The sequence below is a fragment of the Ruminococcus sp. AM42-11 genome (assembly GCF_003480145.1).
In the GTDB taxonomy this organism is placed as follows: Bacteria; Bacillota; Clostridia; order Lachnospirales; family Lachnospiraceae; genus Blautia_A; species Blautia_A faecis.
This window is the reverse complement of sequence record NZ_QUIO01000022.1, coordinates 1-15,136: the sequence shown is the minus strand read 5'-3', so window position 1 is coordinate 15,136 and position 15,136 is coordinate 1. Positions and strand designations below refer to the sequence as shown.

The following is a 15,136-nucleotide window of genomic DNA, read 5'->3' as shown; positions in this document are numbered from 1 at the left end:
TTTATACCTCTTCCTTTTAAAACATATAATAGATAGTTTTCATGTTTTCCAGAATTCCATAATGATACTCTACCTGACTCATTCCATATATAGTCATATAATATCTTGCAGCCTCCTGAATGGCATCTCCATTGATCCAGTCTGCTCTGGCCTGTTCAAAAGCTTCCTGTGATGAGAATTTAAACCTCACTACTGCAGCCCCGTTATTCAGCCTCATCTGACAGTATGCCAGAATTTCCTGATAGTCATAACTGTCAAAGCAGCCCTGGTTCAGCACATAAAAATTCATATCTGTTGCAGAACACGCCGGAACCGTAAATTCATCAGAGGGTGTATATGTCATCTCATACTCCTCCGGGAATGGACACAAATAATCATATAGGATTGTCTTATGTTCTGCAAGCTGGACTGCATCGCCCTCCAGAAATTCCGGCTGGTCACCGTTGGTCGCATCAAAATAGTAATCATTTCCATTTAAAGTAATAATGTTCCAGGCATGTCCCTCTGTACTTCCGGCAGTACTGCCTTCCACGTAAATACAGGGCACTCCAAGATATTCCAGCAGATACTGGGCAGCCCCTGCATATCCGGCACACACTGCCTGCTTCCTCCAAAAGATTCCTGCCATGCTCTGGTCGTCCTCAGATTCCTGATATTCGGCAGTATCGATCAGATAAGTATAAACTGCTTTCGCCTTTTCATAATCATCCGCCCCCTCTGAGACCAATGCACTTACCTCCTGACAGGCATTATCAGCAGCTGCCTGTATCTCCCGGATTTCCTCATCCGTATAACTGTAGCCGGGAGAAAACATACAATAATTGGCATTTGAGAAGGTTGTTTTATATACCTGCTTCCGGTTATGCACCCAGAACAGCTCAGGATGATCCATAAGCACCGCATGGTAAACTTTATTTACGGTGTCATCATCATAGATCGTAAGATAAAATTCTTTCTCTCTTGACCGGATTCCTTCTATCATTTCCCGATACCCCCGCTGTTCTTCTTCATTCAGCTGACCAAAATAGTATTCTTGGCGCAGTCGCTGTGTGTCGGTGTCTGCCACCTCCTGCGTCCGCAGTTCCCGGACTTCTTTCGGCTCTCCGGAAAAAATCTCCGGAGCGTTATCCAGAATTCCCTCTCCCACCTTCACAAACAAATCGGCTGGCTCATACTGCTGCTGATAAACATAGATTCCCAGGGAAATTGCCACTGCAAACAGAAGAATAAAAATAAATTTCCATGGTTTTCTTTTTCTCATTCAGCCTCCTTATCCAAGCTGCCGGATCCGTTCCAGAATATCTCTGGTGTTTTCCCGGAATAAAAGTTCCTTATTGTAGCGGTAATATCTTTCACAGGAATATTCCTGAAGAAAAGCCACTGCAGGACTGCTGGTATTCAGTTCTGTAATAAATACCACAAGTTCCTGTCCACCCGCAAAAGCACTCTCCATAAAATCAAAAGCATATTCAAGCTGCTTCGCCGCCTTGTCAAAACCATTGTCATATTCTTCTTTTTCCGCATTAAACCAGCCTCTGAGAAGGGAAAAAGCAGACTGGCCATCCTGTACATTTTCTTTCTTCAGATCCATCACATATTTTTCCAGGGTATCCAGAACCTGCTGGTCATGATGGAGGTCCTCCCTGGACAAAAGCCCTGCTTTCTTCTTTGCCAATGAGTCTGACTGGAAGCGGTTCTTTACATCCTCCAGATAAACCAACGGCTGCTCCTTCTGCGCTCCCATAAGAGGCTCTTTCGCCTCTTTTAAAATATCAAAAATGCTGGCAAGCTTCTCTTCTTCTTCCTGCACATTTCCAAAGACTTTGTTCAGTCTGGAAAGAAGAAGTCCGGTGACACTCAGCTTTTCATCAAAGGAAGCATGTGCCGCCTTTTTTACCAGAATATCATCGATATGGCCGCTTAAAACCTCATCGATCTGATAATCCGTACGGTACTTGTAGAAAAGTTCCAGATAGCTGGCGAAATCTCTTGCAATCTGCGGATGCTGGATATACTGGACTACCACGTCCTTATCCACGGTTTTCTCCAGTTTTTCATATACCTGTATCAGTCTGGACAGATCCTCCCATCCTCTTGGAGTAGCAAAATTTTTGCCATCTACTGTGCTCTCCATCTTATAAAAATTAGCCGGTCTTGTATTCAGATAGGAAATCACTGCAGGGTGAACGCCTTTTGCGTAAGCATACTCTCTCCATGCGTCAAAATCCGGCTCCACCTGGATTTTCTTCACACGGTCCATGGTCACCACATCAAATTCACGGACCGATTTATTGTACTCCGGCGGATTCCCGGCAGCTACGATCAGCCAGCCTTCCGGAATCTTGTGGCTTCCAAAGGTTTTACACTGAAGGAACTGCAGCATGGCAGGTGCCAGTGTCTCGGAAACACAGTTGATCTCATCAATAAACAAAATTCCCTCCCGAGGCCGGATTCCTGGATTTTCTCATAGATGGATGCCACGATCTCGCTCATAGTATATTCTGTAACTGCCATCTCTTTTCCGTCAAAATTCTTTCTGGAAATAAAAGGAAGTCCAATTGCACTCTGTCTGGTATGGTGGGTAATGGTGTAAGAAACCAGTCCCACCTTACATTCCCGGGAAATCTGCTCCATGATCTGTGTCTTGCCGATTCCAGGGGCGCCAATAAGAAAAACAGGGCGCTGGGCCATAACCGGGATCTCATACTCCCCGTATTCATTTTTCAAAAGGTAAGCTTCTATTGTATTGCGTATTTCTTCCTTCGCTCGCTTGATGTTCATAATATTATATTCTCCTCGTCTTTACAGATTGGCTGTACTATTCTAGAGCATGTTTGAAAAAGGCTTTCTGCAAGATGTGCGTCACAATTTGTGGGAGATTTTGTCCGGATGAGGGCGCCGTAGCGGGCTACGGCAACCGAATTCGGGCAAAATATACCGCAAAGTGGGGCGTGCAGATTGCGGGAATGATTTTTCAAACAGGCGCTAATCTACATATCCTGCTTTACATGAGATCTGACACAGAAAGACTTTTTAAACAGACTCCAGGTCCTCTTCATCAAGGATCAGCCTGATCGCCCATGGCGGCACATCAATGTCCTGGTAATCCTCCTTCATAAATACAAAAGCAGTCTCATAAGGAGCATTTTTGCCGGATAAATTCCATAACCATCTGTAAAATAAATCAGTCCCCGAAGTTTTGTAAACTTCTTCGCTCTCATAAGCTGTTCCACATAGGCAAAAGCAGGGCGAAAATCTGTGCCGCCCCCTCCTTTCACTGTGAAATGGGACATATATTCCTTCAACTGCATGGCATTTTCAATCACCACATCAGACTGGATTTTCTCGTCACACTGAAGAATGTGTACGTGAATCCGCCTGAAAAAGCTCTCAGATTCACTGAGCACACTGTAGGTTTCCTCCAGAAACTTCCGGACAAGCTCTCCTTTACAGGACATGGAAGTGTCAATAACGATCACAAAATCTTCCACCTTCCGCTCTTCTTTCGTTTCTAAGGGCTCGATCAGCGGCATATTGCCATACAGATTCATTCCATAATTGTAAAATATATAATCGAAAGTGTCCATATCAACTTTCATTTCTTCTTTCAAAACAGAAAATTTCCGCAGAAATTCTTTATAATCATAGCGATTTTGATTCTGGGCACGCAGCTGGTCTACCAGAGTTTCTCCGCCTTCTCCCGCTTCTTTTGAAAAAGTTTCCATCTCTGTCTGCATGCGGTTGCGGATGTCGTCCCAGTTCTTTTTCCGCTGGGACATCTGAGGACTGTTTGGATGGTTTTCATACCACTTACCATGGTCATCCTGAGTAAACTCACGGCGCAGCTCCTGCATTTTATTTTCCGGCAAATGAAGAGTCTGAAGCCTTCGGTAAATTCTCTGAGCCGTCATTACCTTTCCCTCTTCCAGTATCAGCTTCAACGCCTGCCTCTTCACCATAGATGCCGGCTGATGCACACATTTCAGATAAAGCCCGTCAATGATATTTTCCACTGTAATGTCACATGCAAGATTCCAGTACTGGACATCCACAGCAGGATTTCCTTCTTCATCCTTCTCTGGAAAACAGTGGAGAAAAATGCAGTGTAAAAGGCTGTGAAGATAGATTCGATTCACCTTTTCCTGGCTTCTCCTGAACTGTTCCATCAGTTCTTCCGGCTGATAGTACAGGACAGTTCCATCCGTTCCAACAGGATGAACGCCCATATCTCCCTGAAAGAAAAGTGCTGACAATGCGCAGTCCATAAAGCGCATATTCAGGTACAACTGGTTTCTGGCACTGGACAAAATATCCTGGCAGATGCTTTCTGCCGCCAACGCACGATCCCAGGCGTCATGTACCGGATTTACCTTGTACAAAGTATTTTGCCCATATGTCGGACTTATCTGGTAAGCAGCTTTTCCCCCCTGCGCTTTATATAACGAATCTTCCTCATGTAATGAATTCAATTTTTTCTCTTCTGAACCACTCATAGTTCAAAACTTCTCCTTTTCGATGGAAAATGCAGTCTCTGGTACTCCATAAGCATACTTAAAATCTCCGGAGATTTCACTTTGTCTGCCAGATTTACCAGACCTGTAAACAGTTCTTTCTGCCCAGGTTCCAGGGGATACGTGTGAAGAAGCCATTCCAGCTCTTCTCCTCTTTTCTGACGGATAAAATCAGAAGCAATCTGTTCTATATGCTCCTTCAGGTACTGCTCGTACTGTATTTTCGCCTGTTCAGTCAGCCCTGTCGGCCAGTTCAGTCTGCCATATACCATTTCTCTCAGGAAATCTGATGATTCCTGGGCTCTCGCCATCTCAAAACGCTTGTCATACTCCAGAAAATGAAATACTTTTCCCTGAAAGCAGTTTCTGTAATACAGACCGCTTCCATGCACCTCAGTCATCAATATCCTGGCAGGAGTATTTTCCACACCTTCCTCATAATATTCCGGAAACCAAAGCATGGCTTCCACTTTTCCATATAAATGTACCCGCAGCTCCTCCCCAACTTCTGAAAGGATCTCTTTCAGCCCGGATTGTTCATCATTCATCAAAACTTCCATTCTTCGGATCCTGTGGCACCCTGTAAAAGCTCCACTTCCAAGATCAGTAAAATCACTGGAAAACCATAGCTCTTCCAGATTCCGACAGTTATAAAAACCGTAACGGCCTATTTTCTGAACTCCCAAGGGAATCCGTATGACCTGACAGCTTTTCCCGGAAAAAAGATATTCAGCCAGTTCTGTGACCGGTACTCCGTCGATCTGTTCCGGAATTTCCACAATCTGGGGATCCCCATCAATTTCCATTACTGCAGCATGATCTTCCTTAATATCAAAGGTAAAACCGCTGTCTGTATGTTTTTTCATTTCATACACTCCTGTATATGTGCCTGTAAAAAAAGGCTTGCTATTTTTTCTCATTAATATTAAACTTAATCTATTGCAGTGTTAAAACAGTACTGATGTTCACACTCTATATAATATCGGAGGAATTTCCATGAGCATTAAAATACCGATTGAAACCTCAGCACGGCATATTCATGTTTCCCAGGAGGATTTCCAACTCCTGTTTGGAGAGGATGCCCAGCTTCATTACATAAAGGAATTAAGCCAGCCTGGACAGTATCTCTGCCAGGAACGTCTTACCGTAAAGGGGCCTAAAGGTGAGTATCAGAATATGGCCATTCTAGGTCCTTTTCGTAAAGAAACCCAGATTGAGCTTTCCCTTACAGATACCCGCAAGATCGGTCTTCCCGGTCTTATCCGCCAGTCTGGTGATACTGTCGGCTCCCCTGGCTGCACTCTCATCGGACCCAAGGGCGAACTTATCCTTGCTCACGGTGTCATTGTTGCCAAACGTCACATTCACATGACTCCGGCAGATGCTGTTACTTTGAAGGTCAAAGATAATGACGAAGTTTTTGTCCTGACCAAAAGCTTCGGCCGCGCTCTTATTTATGCAGATGTGGTAGTACGTGTAGACTGGAGTTACCGCCTTGCCATGCACGTAGATACCGATGAGGCCAATGCTTTTTCCAATGAAAAAGAGCCTTATGGGGTAATCGTAAAATTCTTTGATGATAACTATAATACAGATAAATGGATTGAAGACGTATTGTCCGGTATTAACCGCTAAATGTCAGGGCATACTCTGTGACTCCATTTTATTATTGTTCACTGGTGACATTCCGCAAGGTGTTTTTTGTGAACAGAGTGAACAGTAATTCCATTTTCTTGCAGCAGCATATGCCAGTCACAGCCTCCCGGAGCCTGTCTGAAAATCAATTCTGTAATCTGTTCACTCAGTCTATACAAATGAAAAGTGCTTCCTGCCCGAATCCGGGTGTGGAAGCACTTTTGCGTCACTGAATTCCAATTGTCGCCGCCAACAGCTCCTGAAGAGAATTGGTAACCATAATTCTGGAAAAATCTACTGTCTGGGCTTTATTAACTCCCGCAGTACCTGCTGCCTCATTACTGCCAGCTTCCATCTCTGCGGCATCTCCGTATGTCACCTGACTAAATACACTTACATGCTGTCCTGCATCAAACAGTTCCTGAAGGCTGTTTGCGACATAGAGGCTTCCCGGTGAAACAGTTCCGTCTCCGGAAGCATCTATGGTAACCGTATCCATATCTCCTGTTGTAACAAGGTTCGCCTTGATCAGATCCTGAAGGTTATTGGATACGTCAATTCCTGTGATATACTGGGTATTGGCTATAGTTTTACCACTCTGTCTCATTTCCTCTACCTGCTGTGCGTTCGGATAGAAGGATGGCTGACGGATGTAACGAAAGCTTGCACTATAAGCCTCTCCTACTGTAACACCATTCTTGCTGGAAGAACAATGTACGACGATCCAGTCTCCTGCGTCAGTTTTTCCACAGATAATACCAACATGGTTGGCACTTCCTGCTTCTGGTCCTCTCTGAAAAACCAGGTCACCTGGCTGGGCATCCGCCTCACTTACCACGTTCGCTCTGCCCCACTGGTCTGAGGTACCGCTTCCTACAGCTGCGATCATAGCCTGATTCTCATAGCCATTGATCACTGCCCAGGTAACAAAACCGCTGCAGTCAAGGCCATAAGCACGTAAAGTACCGGTACTCTGACTTCCCTCTGCGCTTACCTGCTGTACTGCGCCCCAGCTTGGATCCATTCCGATCACAGTAGACTTGCCGCCCCAGAAATACCCTACCTTACCAACCAGTGAATAAGCAGCTGCAATTACGTTTACACGCTCTTCTGAAACGTCATCGCCAACACTCTGTCTTACAAAGCCCTTGGCTGCTGTAACGGTTGCACAAAGAAGCTTGCAGTCTGTTTCAAGATATTTCTTCAAAATCCCCCTCTCATCCTTGGGGATCTTATTCTCTTTAATGTAATGGTTAATATGGTAATTTCCATATGTAACTCTGTTAGAATTACTTTCGTCCTTCACAACAGGATTCATCCTGGCAAAAATAGCTGCCAGATCATCCTTACAGGAAGAATCCAGCGTAAAAGAAGTGGCACCATCAAGGCTCTTCTCATAGACATATATGGCAAGTATATCCTGCCAGTTGCGTACAAGAAGGGTATCTGCGGATGTGGTAACACCACCTTCGGAATCAGATACATCTGTCAGTTGATTGGCAGCTTTATACTCTGTCTCAATCTGCTCCATAACATCTGCAAAATCATCAGAAAATGACAGCTGATAGTTCTCCTGCAGGCTGTTCAGATAAAATTCCTTGCCTGCATGAAGATTAGATGCATAGTAGACTGGGGTTCCATTAAGTGCCTGCGTTGTGGTGCTGTCAATCTTATCTGCATCTTTATCGTCTGCTGCCCCGGACAGCTGGCTGATCGTCTTCTCCATATCGATAAGAAGCTTGTAATTAGTAACAGCAGCCTTCTCCTGGTCTGAAAAGCTGTTATAGGTCTTTCTCAGGGCTTTGACTTTTTTCTTCTTTTTCTTATCTAATTCCTGCTTGAAGGTTTTATCAATGTCTTTGATCAGGGCACTTACCTTCTGCTGGCTCTCTGCTGAAAGTCCAGGAGTCACAGTGGGTGTCACCTCAGGTGCAGCACTAGGCTCTGGTGTCACTGTGGGGGTATCGTCCGGCGTTGCACTAGCTTCTGGTGTCACGCTTGGTTCTGGTGTCGCACTTGGTTCTGGTGTCAACTCAGGTGTATGATCTGGCGTCACACTTGGAGCCGGTGTCACTGTAGGTGTATGATCTGGTGTTTCACTTGGAGCCGGTGTCTCTGTAGGTATATGATCTGGTGTAGTAGGCTCTGATGGGATCTGTGTAGGCTCAGCTGGTGTTTCTGTGGGCTCTGATGGCGTCTGTACAGACTCTGCTGGTACCTGTGCCGGCTCTGACGTTGTCTCCGGAGGTGCGGAAGGCGTCTCTGCCGATGCCTGCTCTGATGAAATCGGCTCTGCTGCCGCTTCCCGGGCAGCTGTTTCTGTTTCTGACAAGGCTGTCTCTTCTGAGGCAAAAACACTGGCCGTTCCTGTAAAGGATATCGCAGCTGCCATAGTAATACATAAACATTTTGTCAGATATTTATTTTTCATATTCAAAAGATGCTCCCTTCTATTCATGAACATCCCTTTACTCCCCTATATAAAGGTATGCATTCTTACCTTAAAGACAGTTCGCATTAAGTATTAACATGCATTATTGTAGCATACTAACCCTTCTAAATCAACTATCCTCAAAATATACAGACGTATTTTCGTGATTTTTCATTTTTTCTTCACAATTTCTGTACAGATTTAAGTGAAAGCGTTTCCCACTTGCTAAATACCGTTTTTATCGCAGCAGCGAATAATTCATTTTTTCTGCTGTACAAAAAAATACCAGTCCCGGTACTCACAGACAAGCTGCTGTGATCTCCCGGCACTGGCTCTTCCCATTATCAGCATGCAGCCGGAATCAGAATATCCTCTCTGCCAAACTGCTTCGCAGCCAGCTGCAGGATTCCATGAATAACCTGTGAACAGATTCTGAGAATATACTGAACATCCTCTGCAATATTACGCTCCTTAAGAAGATATCTTTCATGGGCATTTCCAATATACTCCACCAGTTCCCTGAAGCTTCCGAAATTCACTGGAAGAATGACCATACGATCTGCTGCCCCACTCTCTATGTAGCGCTTCAGATGGTTCTTAAGATGCTTCTCGTATTTATTATGCTCGTACAGATTCCCGGTAAAGTTCTTATTATGGGGAAAAGTAAAATAATCTGCCATATAATGCATCACTTCGCCAAACCTGCGCCAGTAAACGCGCTCCTTGCTTTCTTTGGGATCATTGTCAATAAGAGCTTTCATCTTACCCTGGATTTCTTCGAAGGTGCCGAAATATTCATGCTTCTTTGTAAGAAAAGATGGCTTAATATCCGGAAGAATGCTTCCAAGGCAGAACGCCTTTCTGTGGGACTGCAGACTCTTAGTGGCAGGCATCTGGTCTGCCAGATATCTGGCTACCAGTATATGGGATTTTTTACGCAACCGCTTCCTCTTCTTTCCTGTTCTTATCCATTGTAACAGATAAAAAACAATAAACTGTAAAAAGCTTTTGTATCTGCTTTTCAAATCATCGTTATCACAACTTAATATAGCAGAATCTCTGTCAAATTTCAAATAAACATTTTCTGATTTTCTGTAAAATATTTTCCAATATATCGTTAAATTGCACAATTATATCCTGCGTGTAAGCCGGTCTTGTTTTTTTTCGTCATATATTGTATTATTAGGTTACTGTACAGCTGAAAATCATGCAGACCCATGATTTCTGTACATTGCAAAGTGTGTTGCTGGTCACAAAGTGAACCGTAACATGATCCAAAAAATGAAATGCTGCCAGCGAACAGTAATGAAATACACTGGCATCATGAAATCGTTACATAAAGGAGGAATTATATGCCTGGCCATAAACCACGGACGAATAAAGGGCTGGCTATAGCTGCTGTTCTTATGTGTCTTGCATGCGGAGTTTCTTTTACCCAGTCTTCCGCTTCGCACTCACCCATTACAGATACCCAGACCCCAGACATGTTCGTAGCTGGAAATACAGATGATTCCCAGATTCAATCTGATGGTGCGGCAGCTGAAAATACCGATGCAGGAGAGGAGAACACACCGGAGGATGTCATTCCCACCGAAGCGCCTGCCGCAGATACCCCGGCACCTGATACCCTTTCAGGTTCAGACACTTCTTTCGAAGTCTCTCCGGAAGCTTCCCAGGGGGTGTGGACGCCAGTTGACAGTAACTGGTATTTCATGGTAAACGGAGAAGGTTATAAAGGCTGGCTCACAGATACAGACGGACACCGCTATTACTTCAATGACAAAGGCGTTATGCAGACCGGATGGCTTGAGCTTGATGGCAAGCGCTACTACCTCAATGCAGATGGAGTTCTTCAGACTGGTGACGTGACAATAGACGGCGAAATTTATCACTTTGGCGCTGACGGTGCACAACAGGGTGAACCGACGACGCCAGATGATAGTTCCAATCAGGATCTTGTATTCTACATGAATACTACATCAGATTCTTCGAATGCTGACAATCTCACAGCTTCTGCGACAGGTGCTTCCACACCGGCTGCAGAAGCTGATATTTCTTCTGATCGAAATGAAGATTCCAGGAAAGCTTCTTCCGAAGTCGATGAGACTTCTGAAGCCTCTTCTGCAGCATCAGAAGTCTCCCCTGTACCGGAAGCCTCCGTTACTTCGGAACCGACTGTTTCTCCGGAGCCAAAGGGGATGATTGCCCTCACCTTTGATGATGGACCCAGTGATTTTACAGACCGTCTTTTGGATTGTCTGGAAGCAAACAATGTAAAAGCTACTTTTTTCCTGGCAGGTCAGGAAGTGGAATATTTTCAGGAACCTGTAAAGCGTATGGAGGAGCTTGGATGCGAGATTGGAAACCACTCTTATGATCACCCGGATCTCACCACGCTTTCCGCCGATGATGCTGCAAGTCAGCTTTCCCGCACAGATCAGCTGATCCAGGATCTCACAGGGCACATTGCCACTGTTGTGCGCCCCCCTTATGGTTCTTACAATGACACCGTAGCAGAGACTGCAGCAAGGCCTCTGATTTTGTGGTCTGTGGATACTCTGGACTGGGAAACACAGAATGCAGATTCCACAGTACAGAATGTAATGGACAACGCCAGTGATGGACAGATTATTTTAATGCATGATATTTTCAAAGAATCTGTGGATGCTGCTGAAATTTTTATTCCGCAGCTGCTGCAGGAGGGCTATCAGCTGGTAACAGTAAGCGAGCTGGCTGCTGCAAAGGGAATTACATTGGAAAACGGAACCGCTTATGGATCGTTTTGATTTGGCGTGTCCCAAGTTCAAACTCCTTATCGTGCAAGCACGAACGGCTTTTTGACCTTTTGACACTGGTATCATAATATAGCACTATATAAAAACCAGAGTATCGTTTTCAGGAAATCATCAACTATACTCTGGTTTTATTCTATATATTTTTTTCAAACACGCAAAAAAAGGAACTGCCATCATGACAATTCCTCTTTTATACTTATTCAGCTTTCTCTTCCAGAAGGCTGCTGTGAACATACGCCTCAGAGCCTTCATAGTCAATCTGGATCCAGTCTCCGCTCTCACCTTTCTTGACCACTTCTGTTCCAGCGGACAATCCACCAATCACTTCTGCATCACTGCTGGCTGCTGCACGGACATTACAATCCTCTGTCACTACCAGCGTAGTTCCATCGGCTGTCTCTGCAGATCCTGTGACATCCTCACCAAGACCATCAAGGAAAGCAGCAAGTGCAGGATCTGCAGTCTGTGCATCCTCATACTGCTTCTGTACCTTGGCCTTCAGCTCCTTCACGTCGTCATCCTGACGCAAAGAAACTTCATATTTCGTTATCTCGTCGCTGTCATCGTGAGCAGCGCCGTCAATCTTCCAGTTCCCGTCTGTATCCTTTACCACATAGAACTCAGCAAGCGCAGGTACCTTTGTATCAATCCCCTGACAGATGTAGTAAAAACAGGAATATACTACATAGGAATCGTCATCAAGCCCCTTTTTCGTGTAGATATCACCAGCTTCATACCCTTCAATGTACTTGGCATTGGTAATCTTAGACTCGTCTGCCGGTGCAAGATTATCTACCAAAGTACGCAATGTGGTAATATCTTTATCCCCCAGAGCTGTGTAATAGCTCTTGATCAATGAAGTAATCTCTTCATTAGCTTTTTCCATGGGATTGGCGTCTTTCTTCCCGTCAGTCTCCCCATCATTTGCCGGAGAAGAAGGAACATTTCCCTGGTCGTTGTCTGCTGTTACCTGCTCATCGGCTGTATCCTTGCTGGAATCGCCCTTCCCGCTTCCCATAAATGCACGGATACCGAAAACAGGACAACCACGATTAACAGAATCGCTCCGCCAAGCATAAAATAGCGAAGGTTATCTGATAACCATTCTCTGAAATTATCCAAGTTCTTGTCCTCCTTAATACAACGCACCGGAACGCCCGATCGTTCCAGGCAACACACCTGAAGGGAATCGAACCCCCGCACATGGTACCGGAAACCACTGCTCTATCCACTGAGCTACAGGTGCATAAATTCGAAAGCTGCATTATCATTCGTTACTGTCTAGCGTTTAAACAGCAACCTTATATACAACCACTTCGACTAAAAAATTATAGCACAATATCGACTGGATGTAAAGTTTTTTCTTTTGACGGAATAGTTATGTCAGTTTTGAAAAAGGGGCTGTCGGGAAATAGACAGCCCCGCCCTCATCCGGGCAAAATCTCCCACAAATTGTGACGCACATCTTGCAGAAAGCCTTTTTCAAACACGCTCTAGTACTCCATTTTTACTCCATTTTCGTAATAAATAGCTTGAAATTATAATAATTTACGTGGAATACACCACTCTCTCAACCCCTGGAAATACTGGAAAAATCAGGTGTTCCGTAGAGGTCGTATGGGGTGCTCTGATATACGTAATAATTACATTTATTTGCACCCCATCTGGTTACAATAAATCCAGTAAAATCAAGGGATTCCAAGGCTCTACGCCATATCATTTTTCTGCACTACCCCATTTTTACCCCACGGTATCATCCACAAAATTTAATAACTTTTTCATTACTAGCTAAATTTATCTCAGCTGCCGGATCAGGGAGATCAATTGAATCTTCAAGAAGTTGCATATCATTCACTTTTTTATGCTCCATAACCGCAGTATATAAATCCATTGTCATCTGAAGAGAAGCATGGCCAAGATACGCTTGCACTGTTTTTGGTACAATTCCAGCTTCAAAACATCTAGTAGCAAATGTATGTCTGAAGCAGTGTCCTGAAAAAGTTTCCATCAAATCCAACGGATCCCTCATCAGATTCACTTCCTGCACGATTCTTTCAATTGCATCGCAATATAATTGTGCATTTAATGGAGTCCCGAGCTTCGTAGTAAACAGGAAATCAGGAAATTCCAAATTCTTCCTACAAGTTTTCGCCATTACAATTTTATGCTGAATAATCTGTTTTTCTAATGCTTTACGGCAATATGAATTAATTGGAACTGTCCTTATACTTGTTTCTGTCTTTGGTGGTCCCAGATGGAACGTCTTACACTCATCACCCTCCAGTTTCTGATACAACAACGTACGCTTCACATGAATAACATTATTTTTCCAATCAATATCATCTTCCGTAAGCGCATACAATTCTCCTGGACGTAAACCAGTATTTACAGCAACTACAAACATATTATTATAGAATGTACCGGCAGCACATTCAAAAAAGTCTGTCTGATCCTCTTTGCTGAGCGCCTTAATCTCATTCTGTGGCTTATTCTTTGGCAATCTTACACCTTTTGCTGGATTACGGATAAGGAACTGATCTTCCATTGCTCTATTAAGCATATCAATAAGAAGAACCTTTACTTTGTTCAAAGACTCATACTGATATCCTTTTTTTGACATATTATTCACCAAATCTGTAATCATCAATTTGGTGATATTTACTAAACGAGTTTTTCCAAGAACTGGTGAAATCAACCTTTTATACATTGAATTGTATGTAGTTTTTGTGCTGAGACGGACAACAGGTTCTTTATAAACCCGCATCCATTTTTCGTACCACTCATCCAATGTTATTTTTTCATCAACAATATTTGACAGCTTTTGTTCGTTTAGTTCCGCCTCTGCCAGCTTAGCTTTTACTTCTTTCACCGTTGTACCATAGACGGATCTTCTGTCGCCGAAACGGTCTACATACCTTCCATGATACACCCCGTTTTTTCTTTGTGTAATGCCTTTTCCCAATTCCTTTCCTTTTAAATTTTTTCCCATTCTTTCACCTCTTATTAACTAGAGGTGCGTAAATGTTATTTTTTATAGCACTAATCTTATCACACACCTCCGTTTCCTGCAATCATAAATAAACAGTTTCATCTAAATATGATTCCAGTCTGTTTTTTTTGATAAGCGCTTTCTTACCATTGAAAAGCACAAAATTGCAGCAAGGTTCTTTTATCATATCGCGCAGTTTGTTTTTACCAATGTTGAAATATTCAGCAGCCTCATCAATCGTCAACAAATATTTCTCAGACATAATAATCACCTCCCAAATCAAAAAAGCACCCAAAAATCAACGTTTTCGTGATTTTGGGTGCAATTGCACACACTACCGTTATTTCCATCCATCCCGAACCAAATCGGAATAAGAGTTTATGCAGCGTCTGCTGCCAAATACCATTTTTATAATATCATCCATGAAACTATGTGTCAATTTCATCACAGTTTCAAATATGTAGCATTAAAGTTTTATTATTATCGCTTAATTATCATAAAAAGTTATAAACTCAACATTTACGCTACCTCCAGCGTATTTATTGAAACCTCATATGCAATTCGCTTCTGAGTTTCATTTTCCTCGATCCGTTTTTTGTACTCCCGGCTTTGGATTCTGCCCCAGACCATCACACGGGTTCCCACCTTAAGATCAGCCGCATAGCGCAACATCATAAACTTAAGAAAAAAATGGAAAGGAATCTGTTCGCAGGTTCCTTTCATTGTGTTAAAATATAGGCAGGGGTGTATATGATTAAATCTTATAAAACAAGAT

Annotated in this window: 16 protein-coding genes, 1 tRNA gene and 1 pseudogene; 3 read left to right on the top strand and 15 right to left on the bottom strand. The window is 43.5% G+C overall.

All coding sequences use genetic code 11. From position 1 onward, the window contains the following. Nucleotides 1-16: 16 nt before the first annotated feature. From DW904_RS13460 to DW904_RS25665, 4 genes are read right to left on the bottom strand one after another with little or no spacing between them, the layout of a single operon-like run. Nucleotides 17-1,261: a transglutaminase domain-containing protein gene (locus DW904_RS13460; RefSeq protein WP_118581355.1), complete on the bottom strand. Its 1,245-nt coding sequence runs from the start codon at nt 1,259-1,261 to the stop codon at nt 17-19. 9 nt (nt 1,262-1,270) lie between these two features. Further along, entirely contained in the window at nt 1,271-2,431 is a 1,161-nt protein-coding gene (locus DW904_RS13455) for an ATPase (RefSeq protein ID WP_347562147.1), read from the bottom strand. After that, nucleotides 2,323-2,781, bottom strand: a complete 459-nt coding sequence (locus DW904_RS25670; protein WP_347562146.1) for a hypothetical protein — start codon at nt 2,779-2,781, stop codon at nt 2,323-2,325. The genes DW904_RS13455 and DW904_RS25670 overlap by 109 nt, the downstream gene beginning before the upstream one ends. Beyond that, nucleotides 2,778-2,936: a DUF6783 domain-containing protein gene (locus DW904_RS25665; protein ID WP_308768409.1), complete on the bottom strand. Its 159-nt coding sequence runs from the start codon at nt 2,934-2,936 to the stop codon at nt 2,778-2,780. Before DW904_RS25665 ends, DW904_RS25670 begins: the two co-directional genes overlap by 4 nt. On the opposite strand from DW904_RS25665, the gene DW904_RS25660 reads away from it, so the two are divergent. Continuing rightward, a complete protein-coding gene (locus tag DW904_RS25660; protein ID WP_319017806.1) occupies nt 2,868-3,074 on the top strand; it encodes a DUF6783 domain-containing protein in 207 nt (68 codons plus the stop codon). The genes DW904_RS25665 and DW904_RS25660 overlap by 69 nt on opposite strands. Nucleotides 3,075-3,113: 39 nt before the next feature. On the opposite strand, the gene DW904_RS13445 is transcribed toward DW904_RS25660, so the two are convergent. Together DW904_RS13445 and DW904_RS13440 are read right to left on the bottom strand one after the other, a co-directional pair. Continuing rightward, nucleotides 3,114-4,493 (bottom strand): VWA-like domain-containing protein, encoded by a 1,380-nt coding sequence (locus DW904_RS13445; protein WP_347562145.1) that lies wholly within the window; start codon nt 4,491-4,493, stop codon nt 3,114-3,116. Continuing rightward, complete coding sequence (locus tag DW904_RS13440) at nt 4,490-5,377, bottom strand: leucine-rich repeat protein (protein ID WP_173718603.1); 888 nt, start codon at nt 5,375-5,377, stop codon at nt 4,490-4,492. The genes DW904_RS13445 and DW904_RS13440 overlap by 4 nt, the downstream gene beginning before the upstream one ends. 130 nt (nt 5,378-5,507) lie before the next feature. Between DW904_RS13440 and pduL the strand changes: the two genes are divergently transcribed. Beyond that, the gene (gene pduL / locus DW904_RS13435; RefSeq protein WP_118581346.1) at nt 5,508-6,146 is read left to right on the top strand and encodes a phosphate propanoyltransferase; all 639 of its coding nucleotides are present in this window, start codon (nt 5,508-5,510) and stop codon (nt 6,144-6,146) included. A 226-nt stretch (nt 6,147-6,372) separates the two neighbouring features. On the opposite strand, the gene DW904_RS24575 is transcribed toward pduL, so the two are convergent. Together DW904_RS24575 and DW904_RS13425 are read right to left on the bottom strand one after the other, a co-directional pair. Next, nucleotides 6,373-8,577 (bottom strand): NlpC/P60 family protein, encoded by a 2,205-nt coding sequence (locus tag DW904_RS24575; RefSeq protein WP_270431846.1) that lies wholly within the window; start codon nt 8,575-8,577, stop codon nt 6,373-6,375. Between the two features lie 344 nt (nt 8,578-8,921). Further along, nucleotides 8,922-9,518 carry a zinc dependent phospholipase C family protein gene (locus DW904_RS13425; protein ID WP_118581340.1) on the bottom strand — a complete coding sequence of 199 codons (597 nt, stop codon included), beginning with the start codon at nt 9,516-9,518 and terminating at the stop codon, nt 8,922-8,924. Nucleotides 9,519-9,929: 411 nt separating this feature from the next. Between DW904_RS13425 and DW904_RS13420 the strand changes: the two genes are divergently transcribed. Next, a complete protein-coding gene (locus tag DW904_RS13420) occupies nt 9,930-11,363 on the top strand; it encodes a polysaccharide deacetylase family protein (protein WP_202187721.1) in 1,434 nt (477 codons plus the stop codon). A gap of 205 nt (nt 11,364-11,568) precedes the next feature. On the opposite strand, the gene DW904_RS13415 is transcribed toward DW904_RS13420, so the two are convergent. The 7 genes and pseudogenes from DW904_RS13415 to DW904_RS24030 form a co-directional block, all read right to left on the bottom strand. Then, on the bottom strand, nt 11,569-12,390 hold the full coding sequence (locus DW904_RS13415; protein WP_243110418.1) for an SH3 domain-containing protein: 822 nt from the start codon (nt 12,388-12,390) through the stop codon (nt 11,569-11,571). Continuing rightward, nucleotides 12,339-12,494: a hypothetical protein gene (locus tag DW904_RS22935; protein WP_202187720.1), complete on the bottom strand. Its 156-nt coding sequence runs from the start codon at nt 12,492-12,494 to the stop codon at nt 12,339-12,341. Before DW904_RS22935 ends, DW904_RS13415 begins: the two co-directional genes overlap by 52 nt. Before the next feature lie 52 nt (nt 12,495-12,546). Beyond that, a tRNA-Arg gene (locus DW904_RS13410) sits at nt 12,547-12,618 on the bottom strand. Between the two features lie 324 nt (nt 12,619-12,942). After that, on the bottom strand, nt 12,943-13,092 hold the full coding sequence (locus DW904_RS22930; RefSeq protein WP_173718607.1) for a hypothetical protein: 150 nt from the start codon (nt 13,090-13,092) through the stop codon (nt 12,943-12,945). Nucleotides 13,093-13,125: 33 nt separating this feature from the next. Beyond that, nucleotides 13,126-14,241 carry a site-specific integrase gene (locus DW904_RS13405; RefSeq protein ID WP_195700450.1) on the bottom strand — a complete coding sequence of 372 codons (1,116 nt, stop codon included), beginning with the start codon at nt 14,239-14,241 and terminating at the stop codon, nt 13,126-13,128. A 202-nt stretch (nt 14,242-14,443) separates the two neighbouring features. Next, complete coding sequence (locus tag DW904_RS13400; RefSeq protein ID WP_118581334.1) at nt 14,444-14,623, bottom strand: excisionase; 180 nt, start codon at nt 14,621-14,623, stop codon at nt 14,444-14,446. 257 nt (nt 14,624-14,880) lie between these two features. Beyond that, nucleotides 14,881-15,027 (bottom strand): annotated as a pseudogene (locus DW904_RS24030) (single-stranded DNA-binding protein); the annotation flags it as partial. Nucleotides 15,028-15,136 lie beyond the last annotated feature (109 nt).